An 18,128-nucleotide genomic window follows, 5' to 3' on the forward strand; every position below is an offset into this window, starting at 1 on the left:
ACATTTTCGTGTTTGAATTCAGAAACCAGCTCATTTTTCTTTAAGTCTAACTTATCGAGTTCCGTTTTTTACTTATTAGAATCTTTTCCTAAAAATTCTCTAAAATTATCTCCCCAATCACAAATGGAAGTTACAACAGGTTCAAGGAGTAAACCAATTTCACTTAGTTGATACTCCACTTTAGGAGGGACAACCGGGTATACAACTCTAGTAATTATTCCATCTTCTTCTAATTCCCTTAATTGTCTAATTAACATACGTTGGTTGACATCGGTAAGGTATATTTGTATTTCACTTAACCTTAATGGAGACTGTTGGAGCAAACACCATATAATCGCTATTTTCCAACGTCCACCAATAACTGATAGAGCCAAATCTTTGCTAGTGAAAAAAGTTTTTTCTTTATAATGAATCACCATATATTACCTCCAATTTATATTGACATCTTGTTTATAGTGACAAAAACGTCAGTATTGTTCGATAAAGTATAGTGTGTAATTATGAAAAAGTAAATTAGAAAACAAAAGAAAGAAGGGATTCATTTGAAAAGTAGAGCTGCTGTTGCATTTAAATCAGGGGAGCCACTTCAAATTGTAGAGATAGATGTAGAAGAACCAAAGGCAAAAGAGGTATTAGTAAAAATTCTATATACTTCAGTCTGTCATACAGATGCTTTTACATTATCGGGTGATGATCCGGAAGGCGTATTTCCTGCTGTACTAGGTCATGAAGGCGCTGGTGTTGTCATTGCTGTAGGGGATGAAGTGACTTCAGTAAAACCGGGGGACCATGTGATTCCACTATACACGGCTGAATGTGGAGAATGTAAATTCTGTCGTTCTGGTAAGACAAACTTATGTAGTGCCGTACGAGAAACTCAAGGTAAAGGTTTAATGCCTGATGGAACAACTCGTTTCTCTTATAATGGGGAGCCTATTTATCATTACATGGGAACAAGTACATTTAGTGAATATACAGTCGTTCCCGAAATCTCTTTAGCAAAAGTTGACCCTGAAGCGCCACTTGATAAAGTTTGTCTATTTGGATGCGGTGTTACTACAGGGATTGGCGCTGTACACAATACAGCAAAAGTGGAAGAAGGAGCAGTGACAGCCGTATTTGGTCTGGGAGCTATTGGATTAGCTGTTATTCAAGGATTGGTTCAAGCTAAAGCAAGCCGAATTATTGCTGTAGACTTAAATGAGGATAAGTTTGAATTAGCTAAAAAAATGGGCGCAACTGATTTTGTAAATCCCTCTCAATTTGATAAACCAATTCAAGAAGTCATCATTGAAATGACGGATGGAGGAGTAGATTATAGCTTCGAGTGTATTGGAAATGTTGAAGTAATGAAGTCTGCTCTTGAATGTTGTCATAAAGGTTGGGGCGAAAGCACGATTATCGGTGTAGCAGGCGCAGGTAAAGAGATTCATACTCGTCCATTCCAATTAGTAACGGGGCGGGTATGGCGCGGATCAGCCTTTGGAGGGGTTAAAGGAAGAACCCAACTGCCTGGAATGGTTAAAGATTATATGAATGGTGAAATCGATTTAGATTCATTTATCACACATCACTTAGACTTTAAAGACATCAATGAAGCGTTTGATTTGCTTCATAAGGGTAAGTCGATCCGTACGATTTTATCATATGGAGAGTGAGAAAGTGAGTCTTAAACTTATTGAAAAACATCGCTCTTTTGGCGGAGAACAATGTAAGTACCGCCATTATTCAGAAGTCTTACAATGTGATATGACATTTAGTATCTACTTGCCATCAAATAAAGAAATGAAAAAAATCCCTCTTATTTGGTGGTTATCTGGTTTAACTTGTACAGATGATAATTTTAGTCAAAAAAGCGGATTCCAAAGATTGGCTGAAAAATACCAAGTGGCAGTCATGATTCCAGATACTTCACCACGTGGAGAACATGTTGCTGATGATGAAGCATGGGACCTTGGACAAGGTGCAGGTTTTTATTTAAATGCCGCGCAAGATCCATGGGCAAAGCATTATCACATGTATACGTATATAGTAGATGAATTAACTGCCATTGCGTCAACTTTGGTACCTCATTTTTCAGGAGAAGAAAGTATAATGGGTCACTCCATGGGAGGACATGGCGCTTTAGTGATTGGTATGAAAAATGCTGACAGATTCAAAGCGATTTCTGCCTTTTCTCCTATTTCAAGTCCAAGTGAAGTCCCATGGGGAATAAAAGCTTTCTCAACTTATTTAGGTGAAGATAAAGCTTCCTGGAAAGAATGGGATGCTTCAGAACTGGTCAAAGAAGATGGTATGCCGCCTATTCTCATTACGCAGGGAACTCAAGACGAGTTTTATCCAAAACAATTAGATGAAGCTTGTTTTTTAAAGAATGCTCAGGAAAATAACGGAGTAGTTAACTACAACAAGGTTGAAGGGTATGATCACAGCTATTTCTTTATTTCTACTTTCTTAGAGGAACATTTCGCTTTTCATATGGAGTACTTAAGATAATTCTTTTTACGGAAAATATCCACATTGTAATTGAATGTGGATATTTTTTGATAACTGCGTGTTGTTGTATTTTAAAGTTTATCTAAAAATAAGAAACGGTTTGAAGAAGGGGCGAGCTAATTGGGAGTTACCGTTAAAACAGATTTTAAAAACATGTTAGTCAATGACCGGGTTAAACCATACTTATTCAAAGCCCGTTATGGAATTGAAAAAGAAAGTAAACGAGTTGACTTATCCGGGGATTTAGCGAATACGGATCATCCTAAAAGTATTTCGGAGCGAGATGATCATCCGTATATTCAGCGGGATTTTTCAGAATTACAGATGGAAATCATCACACCTGTTACGGAAACATTAGAGGAACTGTTTAATTACTTAGCAGCGATCCATGATGTTGCTTATCGTTCAATGGGTAAGAATGAGATGCTTTGGCCCTTAAGTATGCCGCCAGGGTTACCAGAAAAAGAAGAAAATATCGTGATTGCAAAATTGAAAAGTGTTGAAGATGTTCAATATCGTCAATATTTATCTGAGTCTTATGGCCGCCGTAAACAAATGCTTTGTGGTGTTCATTTTAACTTTGAATTTGGCGATGAGTTCATTCAAGCGTTATTTAACGCTCAATCGGATATTAAAGATTATCGAGATTTTAAAACAGAGATCTATCTAAAAGCCACAAGAAACTATTTACATTATCGATGGTTATTCACTTATTTTTATGGAGCTTCTCCTAGTAGTGAAAAGAATTTTTTTAAGGAAGATTCTTTGCATGATGCTGTAAGAAGCATTCGAAGTAGCAAATATGGTTACACCAATTCGGATGATGTTCAAGTCTCATACAGCAGTATACAGAACTATCTATCAGATCTTTCTTCTATGGTTCAAAAAGGGCTTCTATCAAAAGAAAAAGAATTTTATTCACCTGTCCGTTTAAGAGGCGGGCAACAAGTTTCAGAACTTGCGAATCGTGGTATTAAGTATATTGAATTACGCAATATCGATTTAAATCCATTTGAACCGTATGGAATCGGTTATGAGCAAGCAGAATTCCTCCATCTTTTCTTACTTTATTTACTATGGAAAGATGAAGGGGAAAATTGCGATGAGTGGGTAAAAATGGGGGATTCCTACAATGATGTAGTGGCTCTTGAGCATCCATTAGAACATACAAAATTCGAAAAAGATGCCGAGAATATGATTGATGAGATGGAACAATTGGTGCAAATCTTAGATTTGCCTATTACAGAAACGTTATTTGTTCATCTGAGAGAAATGTTGATGGACCCAAGTAAGACTTTAGCGGGAAGACTTTATAGGGAAAGTGAAAAAAGCTGTCAAGTTCAAGTGGCTACGTCGATTGCTAAAGAAAATTATAATAAATCATGGGATAAGCCTTATCAATTAGCAGGATTTACTGATATGGAGTTGTCCACTCAGATTTTAATGTTTGATGCGATTCAACAAGGAATCCAAGTAGAAATTTTGGATCGACAAGATCAATTTTTGAAGCTGAAATTAAAAGATCATGTTGAATATGTGAAAAATGCGAATATGACAAGTAAAGATAATTATGTATCCACTTTAATTATGGAAAATAAAACAGTCACAAAGAAAATTCTTCAGCAACATGGATTTCGTGTGCCGAAAGGTGAGGAATTTCAGACGATTGAACAGGCTTTACGTTTTTATAATCGCTTTTCCACCAAACCTTTTGTTGTGAAGCCGAAAACAACAAACTTTGGATTAGGAATTTCGATATTCAAAGAAGGCGCTAATGAAGAGGATTATCATAAAGCCATCGCTTTAGCATTTAAAGAAGACAATTCTATATTAATAGAAGAGTTTATTAAAGGAACAGAATATCGATTTTTTGTGTTGAATGATCAAGTTTATGCTGTTTTATTACGAATTCCTGCGAATGTTAAAGGCGACGGTAAACATACAATCGAAGAGTTAGTCATGCAAAAGAATCGTGACCCGTTAAGAGGAAGAGGCCACCGGACACCTTTAGAAAGTATCCAGTTAGGTGAATTGGAGAAACTTATGCTTAAAGGTCAAGGATATCAAGTTGATTCGATTCCTAAAAAGGATGAAATCATCTATCTGCGTGAAAACTCTAATATTAGTACAGGTGGAGACTCAATTGATGTAACAGATCAAATTCCTGATGATTATAAAAAAATAGCAGTGGATGCAGTAGCTGCCCTTGGAGTTAAAATTTGTGGTATCGATTTGATAATTGAAAATACAGAAGTTCCTGCAGATAATAAAAATGCTTACGGAATTATTGAAGCAAACTTTAATCCATCCATGTATATGCATATCTATCCATATCAAGGAAAGTCTCGACGTTTAACTATGCATATCATACATTATTTATTCCCTGAACTATTACAAAGTCAGTCAAATTAGTGGTTTGCTGTCGTGACCGGGGATTTTAAGCCATGGCGGCTTGGTGGAACTGAGGATGTTCTAACTGCGAAATAAGCCCACAACGCGATTCGCCCTCGCGCTGTGGGCTTTTTTTCGCTGCCGGTAACCGACCAAAGAACGGTTCGTGATATGATGATTCAAGCGGAATATGAACCGGCATAGATTGTTATTTAAGGGGGAGTGAAACATGAACATGAATGCAACGGAGTTGTTTACGCCGGCGGCGCCGGAAAGCCTAGGAATTTCGTCTTCGGCTATTTTGCGTTTTATCGAAAAAATCGAAAGAGAAGGCATCAACATGCATGGCTTTTTGGTATTGCGCAAAGGCCGAATCGCCGCGGAAGGGTATTGGGCTCCGTTTTCGCGCGACCGCAAACATCGGATGTACTCGATCAGCAAATCGTTCGTCTCCTTGGCGATCGGGTTGCTGGTCGACGAAGGGAAGCTAAGGTTGGAAGATCGGGTTGCGGCGTTCTTCGAAGATAAGGTTCCTGATCATCTCCATCCTTATGTAGCGCAAACGACGGTACGAGACCTTCTGACGATGGCAGGGCCGCATTCCGCCGTTTCTTATTCGCGGCAGGATCGCGACTTCGCGGCGACCTTTTTCCAGAAGAAGCCTTCCCACCCGCCAGGGTCCGTGTTCTTCTATGATACGGCCGGTACCGTGATTCTGACGACGATCGTCGAGCGGCTGAGCGGAGTTCCGTTCCTAACGTATATGCGCGACAAGCTGCTGGATCCCGTCGGGTTTTCCAAGGATGCTTGGTGCATTCGAACGCCGGAAGGCACGTCATGGGGCGGCTCCGGGGTGATATGCACGTTGAGGGATATGGCGAAATTGGCGTATGTGTGCATGAATGACGGTCGCTGGGACGGAACGCAGCTCATTTCGGAGGCGTATATCCGCGAGGCCACTTCGAAGCAAATCGATAACTCGCTGTCCGGGGATGTCGGCTACGGCTACCAAATCTGGTGCGAGGAGGATAACGGCTTTTCCTTCCGCGGCATGGGCTCTCAATTCGCCATCGTCTATCCGGATCAGGAGCTGGTGTTTGCCTGTACCTCGGACACCCAGATGATGGGACACATCGCACCGATTCTCATTCGAAATGCGTTCCGGGAAGAGCTCTTGGCGAACCTCCATGACGGGCCGCTGCCTGCCGACGATGCCGCAAGGAAGGCGCTTGAACTCAAGATCGACAGCTTACATATCATTCCGCAGCAGGGGAGTCTAACCTCTTCCTATGCCGAGAAAATCGACGGGAAGTGGTACCGATTACACGAAAATCCCATGAAGATCTCGCGGCTGCGGTTCACGTTCGAAGGCGAAGAAGGACGTTGGGAATATGAAAATGAATCGGGCTTGCACCGGCTCGACTTCGGCATCGGGAAACAGAAGGAAGGGATCTTCCCGGAGACGAAGTACTTCGGCGAACGCATCGGAACGGCGAAGGGCGAAGGCTATACATGCCTCGTTTCCGGAGCTTGGGTAGAGGAGCATAAACTGAACCTGCTCGTATACATTACCGATGACTACCTGGGCTCGGCGAAAATGACCTTTTCCTTCATAGAAGATAAAATATCGGTACATATGCTGAAGGCGGCCGAGTGGTTCCTGGACGAATACTCGGGCTTCGCCGGCGGCGCGCTGGCTTAAATAATCGGACGAAGACCCCATGCGAGAAGAAGCATGGGGTCTTCGTTCGTGTTGCCGGGCCTGTCGAGGTTCATAAAAATACGAATCGATCAGCCTCGGAGGCGACAAAAGTGCAGATCTTGCACTTTTATTGTTTTAGGTCTCCGTATATTTTGAAAGGGAAGTGAACCCAATGAGGGAAATGAGGAGGGATGTATGATGTTCAAGAAGCGGACTTTGCGCTTCGGTCTGGCGCTGTCGACCGTTCTGGCGCTGCTGGCCGGGGTGGTGCCCGTGACGCCCGCGAGCGCGGAGACGGAGCAACCCGCCGCGGTCTACCACGTATCGCCGGAAGGGGCAGACGCCAATCCGGGTACGTCCGAAGCCCCTTTCCGCACGATCCAGAAGTGCGCGGAAGCGGTGTTGCCCGGGGACACCTGCTTGATCGCATCGGGTACATACCGGGAGACGGTCACGCCGGCGATCAGCGGCTCGGCAGACAAGCCGATCACGTTCCAAGCGGCTCCTGGCGCAACCGTAATTGTAAGCGGTTCCGAGCCGATCGGCGGCTGGCAGCAGCACAGCGGCAACATCTATGTCGCCGATCTGGCGTGGAGCCTCGGGCACGAGAACCAATTGTTCGTCGTCGACGGCGCTGACGTCACCCCGCTGTGGGAGGCGCGTTGGCCGAATATTAGCGAGTACAGCCTGCCGGCGTTGCAGCAGGGGGTAGGGGTCGCGTCGGCCGGTTCGGCGATCACGCTTACGGATCCCGATCTGACGCAGCCGAACGATTACTGGAAGGGCGCCACGATCTGGGAGCGGGGCGGCGACGCGTATGTCGGGAAGACCAGCAAGGTGACGGGCTTTAACAGCGCTACCCATACGCTGACGTATGAAGCCCAGGCGGGGAATTACGACTACATGTGGCCCAAGGCCGGCAGCACGTATTACCTCATGGGCATTCTCGGCGAGTTGGACGCTCCGCACGAATGGTATGTGGACGCGGCGGCGAAGAAGGTGTATCTGTGGGCGCCGGACGGCGGGGTGCCGTCGAACGTCGAGGTCAAGAAGCGGCATACCGCCTTCAACCTGAACGACAAGTCGTACATCCGCCTTGCCGGACTTCAGGTGTTCGCGGCCAACATTCCGATGAACAACGCCCATTACAACGTGTTGGACGGCTTGAAGGTGCTTTACCCGTACTTCTCCAATTACTCGCAGGGCACCTCCATTCCGCACCAGCTCACCGGCGGCATCAATGTAGCCGGCACGTATAACGAGATTAAGAACAGCACGATCGCTTATTCTACAGGTACGCTGGTCAATCTGGACGGCAGCCATAACCGCCTTGTGAACAACGACATCCATGACGGTAGCTATATGGCGGCTTACGATCCGCTGGTCAAGCTGTCGAGCGGCGACGACAACCTGATCAGCCACAACTCGCTCCACGATTCGGGCCGATTCATTCTGTACTGGCGAATGGGCAACGGGGAGATCGCGTACAACGACATCTACAACGGCATGTGGCTGTCGCGGGACGGCGCCCAGATTTACAGCTGGGGTACCGATATGGGCAACACCGAAATTCACCATAACTGGATTCACGACAGCCAAGGCACCGACATGAGCGTCGGGCTCTACTTCGACAACTTCACGCAGAACTCTGTCGTGCATCACAATGTTATCTTTGAAAATGACGTGGGCATTCAACTGAACACGCCGGGCAACTACCATTTGATCTACAACAACACCGTCGCTGACAACCTCGGAGGCATCGGCTACTGGGGCTCGGCCCCTTACGACAAGGAGCTGTACGGAACGAGGGTGTTTAACAACATCTTCACCGATCGGGTATCCTTGACGGCTGATACGGCCAGCGGGTACAACACGCTGACGGAGGCGGGTGTGGGCTTCGTAGATCCCGCCGCCAACGATTACCGACTGACGGAGGGCTCGACGGCGATCAATTCGGGCGCGGTCATCCCGGGCATTACGGACGGGTACGTAGGCAACGCGCCGGACGTCGGCGCTTACGAATTCGGCGGGGCGGACTGGACGGCGGGGCATAATTTCGCGAACCCTCCCGTCGCGGCATTAACTCCGATCGAGACGCCGTATATGAACAAAGTTCGGAACAGCGGCTTCGGCTGGGGCGTGGATCAATATTGGACGCTGCGACCGACGGGCTCGGCATCGATCCTGCAGGTGTCGAATTCGGGCTCGGCCGCCAGCAAGCGAGGATTCCAGTCTAAGCTGCAGCTTTCCGGCGGCGGCGGCGTGGAGCAGCTGATCGAAGGCCTCAAGCCGAATACCGACTACATCCTCACGGGTTGGATGTATAACGATCCTAACCAAACCGTCTCCCTGAGCGTCAAGGATTACGGCGGAACCGAAATGGTCGTCACGGCGAACGAGACGGATTATGTCCGTAAGACTCTTACGTTCCGGACGGGAGCTACGGACACAACCGCATTGGTGCAGGTCGTTCAAGGCAGCCCGGCGACCGGGTTCTCGTACGCGGACGACATCGGGGTGTACGAGGCGACGCCGTTCGATCCGGGCGTCAGCCAGACGCTGCTGGATACGGTGCAGCTCACGTCGCCGACCTTGATCTATACGGAAGGCGAGCAGGCGACGCTGACCTTGACCGGTAAGCTGCGCAACGGCGCCGCTGCCGATTTCTCGGCTGCGAGCTTGGAATTCGCGTCCAGCGACGACAGCGTCTTGCGGTTCGATGGGGCGACCGGCTCCTCGGCGGCGTTCACGGCACTCTCCGAAGGTCAGGTCATCGTCACGGCGAAGGTGACCATGGACGGCATTACGCGAGCGACGACGGCCGTCGTTACGGTATTCCCGGACGTTCCGCCGCCGGTGGGCACGGACTGGTCGGTTCGGCAATACGGCCCGGCTAGCCGCGGATTCGTTACCGTCGAAGGTTCCGAGCTAACGCTAGTCGGCATGGGGGAGAACGCCTGGAACGCATCGGACGACTTCGTATATTTGAGCAAGAGCTTCGAGGTGGACGCGGACAATCCTGAAGTGACGCTGACCGCAACGATCGATTCGTTCAGCGCCGCCGACCCGGCCTCGATCGGACTGATGATCCGGGATCGGGATACGGCCGATTCCAAGCATGTGCACTTCCGCCTGGACGGGAACGGACAGGTGATGCGGTACGTTTTCCGAAATCAAGAGAGTATCCTGGATGCGCAGAAGCCGCCAGCCCAGCAGAAGTATTGGGGTTCGCAGTCGGGCTTGCTTATGGATTATGCCGGCAAGAGCATGATTGCGCCCTTCAAGCTGAAGCTGGTGAAGCAGGGCAATACCGTCGCCGGGTATTATTTCAAGAATCAGACGTGGATGTACATGGGTAAGACGACTGTAGAGTTCACCGGGAACACGTTCTTGGCGGGCATCGGCATGTATACGGGCAAGGATAAACCGCCGGCGAAGGCCGTCATCTCCGACCTGTCGGTCACGATGGGCCCGATTACGACGCTGCCGCCGAAGGATCCGACCGATCCGACCGACCCGACGGATCCGACGACGAAGCCGCCGGGCTATAAGAACGTAGCGAAGGGCCGGACGTCGATTACGAGCTCCTTGCCGCTCAATACGGTGCGATTGACGGACGGCGACTTCGAGAGCTTCGCGAATATCGATACGGCGGGCCCGCAATGGGTGGTCATCGACTTGGGCGCAAGCTACAAGCTCGACGCGATCAAGCTGTGGCACTATTATGCCGACAACCGCGTGTATCGCGACGTCATCGCGCAGGTGTCGGATGACCCGACCTTCGCGACGAAGACGACCGTATTCAATAACGATAAGGACAATTCGGCCGGTCAAGGGATGGGCGCGAACGACGAGTATGTCGAGACGGCGGACGGCAAGATCATCGCGTTCGAACCCGTAGACGCCCGCTATGTCAGGCTGTGGACGAACGGGAGCAATAAAAACGTCGCGCATCATTATGTCGAGGTGGAAGTATACGGATCGCCGCTCGCCGCGCCGAAGCCGCCGGGATATGCGAATCAGGCACTCGGGAAGACGGAGATCGCTAGCAGCAAGCCGATCAATCCCGTCCGACTGACCGACGGGGACAAAGCGGCTGGGGCCTACACGGGCATGGATGCGGAAGGACCGCAGTGGGTTCGCATCGACCTGGGCCAGAGCTACAGCCTCGACGCCGTCAAGCTGTGGCACTATTACGCGGACGGCCGAACGTATCGCGACGTCGTCGTGCAGCTGTCGAGCGATCCGAGCTTCGCTATGCATACGACGGTATTCAATAACGATGCGGACAATTCGTCCGGCCAAGGCGCGGGCGTCGACGCCGAGTACGCCGAGTCCGCGGACGGCAAGACGATCGATTTCGAGCCAACGACCGCAAGGTATATCAAGCTCTGGACGAACGGGAGCAGCCGGAATGCTTCGCATCATTACGTCGAGGTGGAAGCGTGGGGCGCGCCGATCGACGAGACGGCTCCCGCCACGACCGCGACGATCGATGCGGAGCCGACGAACGGCTGGCACCGCTCGGACGCAACGGTCACGCTTGCGGCGGTCGACGCGGAGTCTGGCGTTGAAGAGACGCAGGTTCGGCTTGGAGCGGACGGCGCCTGGACGGAGTATACCCAGCCGATCGCATTGACCGAGGAAGGCGTTCATGAGGTGTGGTACCGGTCTAGCGATAAAGCCGGCAATGTGGAGTCGGCGAAGTCGATCGTCGTACGGATCGACAAGACGGCCCCGGCGTTTCGTTTGAGCGCAGGCGACCGTACCCTGTCGGAGGGAGATAGCTTCGAGGAGTTGCTGCCGCTTAGCTTCGTAGCTTGGGACGATCTGTCCGGTCTCGACTCCGTCACGCTGGCGGTCTACGGAACCCAAGTCGCGATCGACCCGGTTGCACCTGCCGCGGAGATCGATATGGTCGGCAAGCCGGGCAGCCATACGGCGACGATTACCCTTGAGGATGCCGCCGGCAATGCGCTGGAGATCTGGTTTGCCTTTACCGTTACGACCAGCTTGGATTCCATGAGCGAGTTGATCGTTCGCTTCGAGCAAGGCGGCGAGCTGACCGGCCCGTTGTCCGCTCAACTGGCGAACCGTCTCGATCAGGCCCGGCATCACCTGGATCAGGGGAGAGCGGAGCAGGCGGCCAAACATTTGGAAGACTTCATCAAGCATATGTCGAACCCTGCGCTTGAAGCTCACATCGGCGCAGCGGCCAAGGCGGCGCTTCAGGCCGACGCCGAGTACTTGATCGAGGCGTGGACGTAAGCGCAAGGGGAAGGAGCATTTCGCATGGAGAAGCAAGACGACTGGTTGATCACAAGATGCCTCAGTTCCTTGGAAAAGGTGTTTGCAGACGAGGAATTAAGCGCTGAGCCCTATCACCGGGGCTCCGCGCTGCGGGGGGAAACCTACGCTTTCCAGGTCGCCTACCGCGCGGCTGCGCAGACCAGATTGATTACGGTGAGCGTAGAATCGCCGCTAAGCGGCTCGATTCTCTTGCGAACCGTCGGCTTGGTGCCGTCGGAGCTGCCGTGTCAACGCGCCCATGACGAGTACGTGCTTCGGACGACAGCGGGTCTGTATCCCGACCCGCTGTTCCCGATCGATGGTCCGGACGCAAGCATCGGCGCGATCCCGGGCACGGTGACGGGGATTCATTACCAATGGCGTTCCGTCTGGGTGATGGTGGAGCTGGGCGACGACGCGCCGGCGGGCGTGCACCCCATCGTCGTCCGGTTCACGGACGCCGCCGGGGAGCGGCATGCGGAAGAGCGCTTCGAGCTGGAAGTGTTGGAAGCCGCCCTTCCTCCGCAAACGCTGATCCACACTGAGTGGTTCCATAGCGACTGCTTGGCGAATTACTACGGGGTGGAAGTGTTCAGCGAGGCCCATTGGGGGCTCATCGAGCGCTATTTGAAGACGGCGGTTCGGCATGGGATCAACATGGTGCTTACGCCGTTGTTCACGCCTCCGCTGGATACCCAGGAAGGCGGGGAGCGACCTACCGTTCAGCTCGTGGACGTGAAGAAGGAAGGCGACGCGTATTCGTTCGGCTTCGAGCGGCTGGGGCGCTGGATCGAGCTCTGCGACCGGGTCGGGGTGCGCTACTTCGAATTCTCCCACCTGTTCACCCAATGGGGGGCGAAGCACGCGCCGAAAATCATGGCGGAGGAGAACGGGGAAGTCCGACGGATTTTCGGGTGGGAAACCGATGCGACCGGAGAGGCTTACAAGTCGTTCCTTGGTCAGTTCCTTTCCGCGCTTACGGCCTACATTCGGGAGCATGGCCTCGAGAACCGAAGCTACTTTCATGTTTCGGATGAACCGTTCCTTGAGCATCTACCGTGGTACCGCAGCGCTAGCGAGTTGATGCAGTCGCACTTGGGGGAATTCCCGATCATCGACGCGCTCTCGAATCTCGAATATTACGAGCAAGGACTGGTAAGGCGCCCGATCCCGGCCAACAATCACATCGAGCCGTTCTTGGAGCGGGGCATTCCGGAGCTGTGGACGTATTATGCCTGCGCGCAGTATCGCCTTGGAGAATCGAACCGATTCTTCAATATGCCTTCCGCCCGCAACCGCATCCTCGGCGTTCAGCTCTACAAGTTTCGAATGGCCGGATTTTTGCACTGGGGCTATAACTTCTGGAATACGCAATATTCGCTTCGGGCGATCGACCCGTATCGCGTGACGGATGCGGGCAGCAGCTTCCCGTCCGGGGACGCGTTTCTGGTGTACCCCGGCGAGGAGGGACCGGTCGAGTCGATCCGGCTCGAGGTGCTGAACGAGGCGTTGCAGGATCTTCGGGCGCTGCAGCTGCTCGAGGGCCTCGTCGGGCGCGAGCGGGTGCTGGAGTTGATCGAGGAGGGGCTCGAGGAGCCGCTTACCTTTTACCGTTACCCAAGGGATGCAACCTGGCTGCTGCAGCTTAGGGCGTCGGTCAACGCGGCGATCAAGGCGGCTTTGGTCGGCGTCTGAGCGGTGCATATACGGGGGCTTGGCCCACATATTTGGTATGTGTAGTGTGTGATGATGGTGGCTGTAGGCTGAAACAAAGAACTTAATTGCTCTGTAACAAATGAAAAGACGCCAAGGAGAGTTTTCCATGGCGTCTTCATAGTTTAATTCTCGTCGTCCTCATTCAGGTGTTTCACCCCCAAAATAGTTTCAACTACTTTTCCCGTTACGCAAGGTAGCAAGAATAAATTCATGATTTTTCGACGGTATGAACACGATAGGTTTTGGAACGGGTGCCACTTGGTTCAGCCACATGACCCGATCCAACCCCCACATGTTCCCGCATACGGGGCATGTGGACTGTCTGTTGCTTGCGAGAAAGTATTGAAATTGAGCCGTCGATCGATTTACGGAGGCTGGTGCTGCCGCGAGCCTGACACACTCGCCCTAAGGAAAATTATCCCATAGCGGTTTGGCCCGGGGGGAAGTTTGACGCTTACTATCAATCTACGAGAGCGGTAGACCGGCATGGTTAGCTGGCCCTCTATATTTATTGCGTCATACTTTAAACGAAAAGCGATCTTCAGGTGAAGGCATTTTGCTGCCATCCTGAAGATCGCTTTTTTTTGTGACGGCTGCGGTCGGAATGGTTTTCACCGGCTCGCTGTTCGCTGCTGCCTCCAAAATTTCGCCTCAGCGTGCCCCCTGGATCCAGCATTCGAAGGACTGCAAAACCATACCGCGACGTTGGGGGTAGAAGGAAAATTTATCTTTTAATAGAATTAAATAGATAAACCGACTTAAAATCATTTTAATTACAGATATTTACGGAGGAATCCACCAGTGCTTAAAAACAACCTTGTCACCTTGATCATCCATTTTATACTCGTTTTGGCTTTGGGTTCGATTTATACCGTCTTGAATTACGAAGGCCGGATAACGGTATGGCTTACCGGCTTATCGTTGCTTGGTTCGGCCCTATCCTTTGCTTGCGGATTCGTGTTGAAGATCCAGGACAGAATGAGCCGCAACGTGCTCTCGACGGCATCCCTTTTGATTACCCCGATCCTTTTGCTGCCGATTTATGCAATAAATAAGAACGTCCTTCACGCAATTTATTTTTATCTCATCTTTCATTATCCTCTCGATTTTGTTGCCTTGTTCTTCAATGACATATCCGTCCCTTCCGTCTTCATTCTGTCTCTAATCCCTTATTTCTTGTGCACATTCGCTTTTTTTATCAAGTTGGGGTATTCAACGAAATTTAATTTCTTTATACGCTCTAAAACCACCAGTGCGCTTGCGATGCTAAGCCTGCTCGTCGCTTTAACCGGCTGCAACGCCAGCGGGGGTAATATTCATCTCTATTGGAAAGAACCCGCAGTACAGACTTCATATGCTGAGGCCTATGAACTGAAAGTTCTTTTTGTGCATGGCGAACATGCGGTCCAATCCGATGCCGCCTTACAGCATCTGCAACAAACACTATACGCCAATACAACGATAGACACGCTGTCCATCAAGGAAGTTTCCGCGCTTGATCAAGACTATGATTTGATTTATCTTGACGTAGGACTTGATAAAAACCCAATGTGGGAATACGTTCAACCCATGATCATGAGCTATGTAGAACAAGGATCATCCCTATTCCTGCAACACCATTACAACCATGCATTTCCTCACGAATTTCTTGGTATCCAAGAGATGGTAGAGGTACGTGATTCCAATTTGGACTTTGAGTATCCGGAACTGGGAACGAATGTGAGCGGCTTGCAAAAAGCTTGGAAAACGTTCGCGGAGATTTACAAGACATATAGGGGACTTAATGAAAATCATCACATTACGTTCGAGCATGCGGCGCGCGTAACTACGGCCAGACCACTCGTTCAGAAGGATGGCCTAGCCTATCTCACCATCAACGATTGGGGCAAAGGTCAAGTCATGTGGTCTAATCAATTTTTGCCTTCGGAACGATTTGGGTCGAGACTGGATTTGGTTTTAGAAGAAGGGCAAAAATATTTCCATATGGGATGGACCACAGCAAATCTATTGTTCCGCAGTGAAATTGTCAACTATATATCGAAAGAAAAGTATGGTTTTTCCGTAAAAAAGACATACGGGGCGTACGGACGGCCGTCGCTTGCTTGGCAAGCGCATTATGAAGCGCTTTATTCGTACGTTCTTCGAGACCTGATCAAATGGAATGAATTGCTGCAAACGTACAATCAAATTCCTACCTATTCCATAGTTAGAGGTGCTTATAACGGCGGACAGTGGAATGAAGCGATAAGAATTCATGAAAATCTTGGGACGAATGAGCATCCGGCTTTTCAGAACGTATATCCGGATTCTTTCTTCTCGGCAGGAAAAATAGTAACGCAGGGAAATAATTATGTATGGTTCGACGTCTATCCGGGCTACCATTCCTTCCTGGCGCCGATTTCCGAACCGTTTCGAGCGTACCCGGCTATCGTAAACGAAAAAATGAAAACGGTATACGATCTTATCGTGGGATCTGCGGACGGTACGCTGCATGGTCTCGAACGGGCGGCGACAACGAAGCAGCCGGAGAACGTTAAGCGGCAACCCTTGAGGAATACCCATGGAGACACAAAGTTTGTAGCTTCTTATGCATCACCCACCGTCATCGATTGGAATCAAGACGGCGTATTCGACCTGCTAGTGGGCAGCGGGGAAGGTACCGTGTCCATCTATATACAGGAGGCATCCGGAACATTCAAACATGCAGGCCTCGTTGAGTCCGAGGGCGAAGTGCTCTCGGTTTCGGGGCCGTCATCTCCGCATGCAGCCGATTGGGATCGGGACGGTCTAACGGACCTGCTTGTCGGCGATGCGAATGGCGACGTGTATTGGTACAAGGGGATCGCTAGAGATGAAACCGGATATCAATTTCACCAAAAAACCAATCTTGAGATTCTCAAGGATCAAAAGCCGGTGGTTCGACATGCAGCCCCGTTTGTTTACGATTGGAATCGGGATGGGTTCAGCGATCTTCTCGTAGGAAGTTATGAAGGCGATGTTCGGATATATTTGCAGACTCGTGACGGTCAGCTCACGAAAGTCGGAGAGGCAGAAGGAAAAACATCGAACTTCTTCGGAACGAACACGATCAAAACCGGTCACTATTCGGTGCCGATCGTTATGGACTGGAATCAAGACGGTATCGACGACCTCCTCACGGGCCATCTGGAGTACGGAAATACGTACTCGGTGGACAGCCCTTATTTTCCTTATCAACAAGACTTGAGGGACAGCCTGTCTTACGCTCGGGATCATTACTTGCCGCTCATTCCTCATATGTACTTGCATGAATATATGAGCGGCGAGCAGGAGCTGCAGGAGATGAAGCTTCACAAGCTGGCGTTTCGAAATCTTGGGTTGCCTTGGGACAACGATATGGGCGTCAATCATCACACGTGGCGGATCAACAACAATCCCTTGCAAACCTTTACCAATCAGATGAACGTCGGCATTTGGTGGAATTTCGGTTTCAATCCGCCCAATATTTCGAGCGCACCCCGAGACGGCAAAGAATTTTTAATGGTAGCGCCTTTCATGCTGGCGAATAGCAACAATCATGAGAGCGAAGAGCCATACAAGCCGTTTCTGCTGTTCGCACCTGCGCCGCACCCGCTCAACTACCCAATGGCTTGGAACGGTCTAGCGGAGTACGATATTCCGCTGACCATGTTCGAGCATGTCGAGCATGGCTTGAGGCCCTTCACATCCGTATACGATAAGCTTATCGATGAGATCGAGTTTATGGATGTATTTAGAGCCGACCATAATTACAGCTTTATGACCGAGGACCAGATGGCCCGTTCGTTGCTAAATACGTTCTACGGTAAGGTTGAAGTCCGTTTCGAGCATGGCAAGCTGGCGATTCGTACGAATATGGATCATGTGCCGGCAAACGTGAAGGAATATGCGAACACGCTGGGAGTAAAAATCGAACTGGGTGACAAGTATCGGCACCTCGCGGTGAATTCGAGCAGTCCGTTCCATTACGAGGATCAGAAAGGCTGCTACATCGGGTTGTTCGACGAGATCACGGCCGTGGAGTTCACCGAACAATCTGCGGAAAGCAATTACATTCGAGTCGTTGCTACGAACAGCCCCGTAGAAATCCGTAAAAACGGCGATCAAATGACTTTGCTGCTCACCGCTAAGGGGATGCAAGAGATAAAATTGTATTCCCCCCTGGATTTATCCATTCAGGGCGATCGCATGAAAGTGAAGCGGAAAGGCAATCTATATCAAATTGTACATTTTGGCGAAAAGATGGAAGTGAACCTTCAATCCATTCAAAACGATTGAATCAATGCCTTATCGCGAGTCCGGCCTCATTGATGTTGATTTAGGACGGAAAAATATAAAAGGGCTTAAAGGGGGTTTTAGTCTACGGGTATGACTACAAATTCCCGCACAAGTATCGAAAGCTGCTCAAGCAAAAGAACATTAACCAAAAACTCCGCACTTCGCTTAGTGAGTACCAACTTGGCATGCAACTGCTGAAGGTGCCTTTCGATGAGAGAGATCGATCCGAGATTATAGT

Annotated in this window: 8 protein-coding genes; 7 read left to right on the forward strand and 1 reads right to left on the reverse strand. The window is 49.9% G+C overall.

What is annotated here, in order from left to right; genetic code table 11:
• Positions 1 to 68: 68 nt before the first annotated feature.
• A complete protein-coding gene (locus RIN49_RS18255) occupies positions 69 to 419 on the reverse strand; it encodes a winged helix-turn-helix transcriptional regulator (protein WP_309121590.1) in 351 nt (116 codons plus the stop codon).
• Positions 420 to 542: 123 nt separating this feature from the next.
• On the opposite strand from RIN49_RS18255, the gene RIN49_RS18260 reads away from it, so the two are divergent.
• From RIN49_RS18260 to RIN49_RS18290, 7 genes are all read left to right on the forward strand, one after another.
• Complete coding sequence (locus tag RIN49_RS18260) at positions 543 to 1,658, forward strand: S-(hydroxymethyl)glutathione dehydrogenase/class III alcohol dehydrogenase (RefSeq protein WP_309121591.1); 1,116 nt, start codon at positions 543 to 545, stop codon at positions 1,656 to 1,658.
• A gap of 4 nt (positions 1,659 to 1,662) precedes the next feature.
• Positions 1,663 to 2,496: an S-formylglutathione hydrolase gene (fghA, locus tag RIN49_RS18265; RefSeq protein ID WP_309121592.1), complete on the forward strand. Its 834-nt coding sequence runs from the start codon at positions 1,663 to 1,665 to the stop codon at positions 2,494 to 2,496.
• Positions 2,497 to 2,649: 153 nt separating this feature from the next.
• Positions 2,650 to 4,908, forward strand: a complete 2,259-nt coding sequence (gene gshAB, locus RIN49_RS18270; protein ID WP_309121617.1) for a bifunctional glutamate--cysteine ligase GshA/glutathione synthetase GshB — start codon at positions 2,650 to 2,652, stop codon at positions 4,906 to 4,908.
• Between the two features lie 208 nt (positions 4,909 to 5,116).
• Positions 5,117 to 6,589: a serine hydrolase domain-containing protein gene (locus RIN49_RS18275; RefSeq protein ID WP_309121593.1), complete on the forward strand. Its 1,473-nt coding sequence runs from the start codon at positions 5,117 to 5,119 to the stop codon at positions 6,587 to 6,589.
• 198 nt (positions 6,590 to 6,787) lie between these two features.
• A complete protein-coding gene (locus RIN49_RS18280) occupies positions 6,788 to 11,857 on the forward strand; it encodes an FIMAH domain-containing protein (protein WP_309121594.1) in 5,070 nt (1,689 codons plus the stop codon).
• Positions 11,858 to 11,881: 24 nt separating this feature from the next.
• Positions 11,882 to 13,573 (forward strand): DUF4091 domain-containing protein, encoded by a 1,692-nt coding sequence (locus RIN49_RS18285; RefSeq protein WP_309121595.1) that lies wholly within the window; start codon positions 11,882 to 11,884, stop codon positions 13,571 to 13,573.
• Positions 13,574 to 14,395: 822 nt separating this feature from the next.
• A complete protein-coding gene (locus RIN49_RS18290; protein WP_309121596.1) occupies positions 14,396 to 17,890 on the forward strand; it encodes an FG-GAP repeat domain-containing protein in 3,495 nt (1,164 codons plus the stop codon).
• Positions 17,891 to 18,128: the final 238 nt, after the last annotated feature.

It is taken from the genome of Paenibacillus sp. (assembly GCF_031177825.1).
Classification (GTDB): Bacteria; Bacillota; Bacilli; order Paenibacillales; family YIM-B00363; genus Paenibacillus_AE.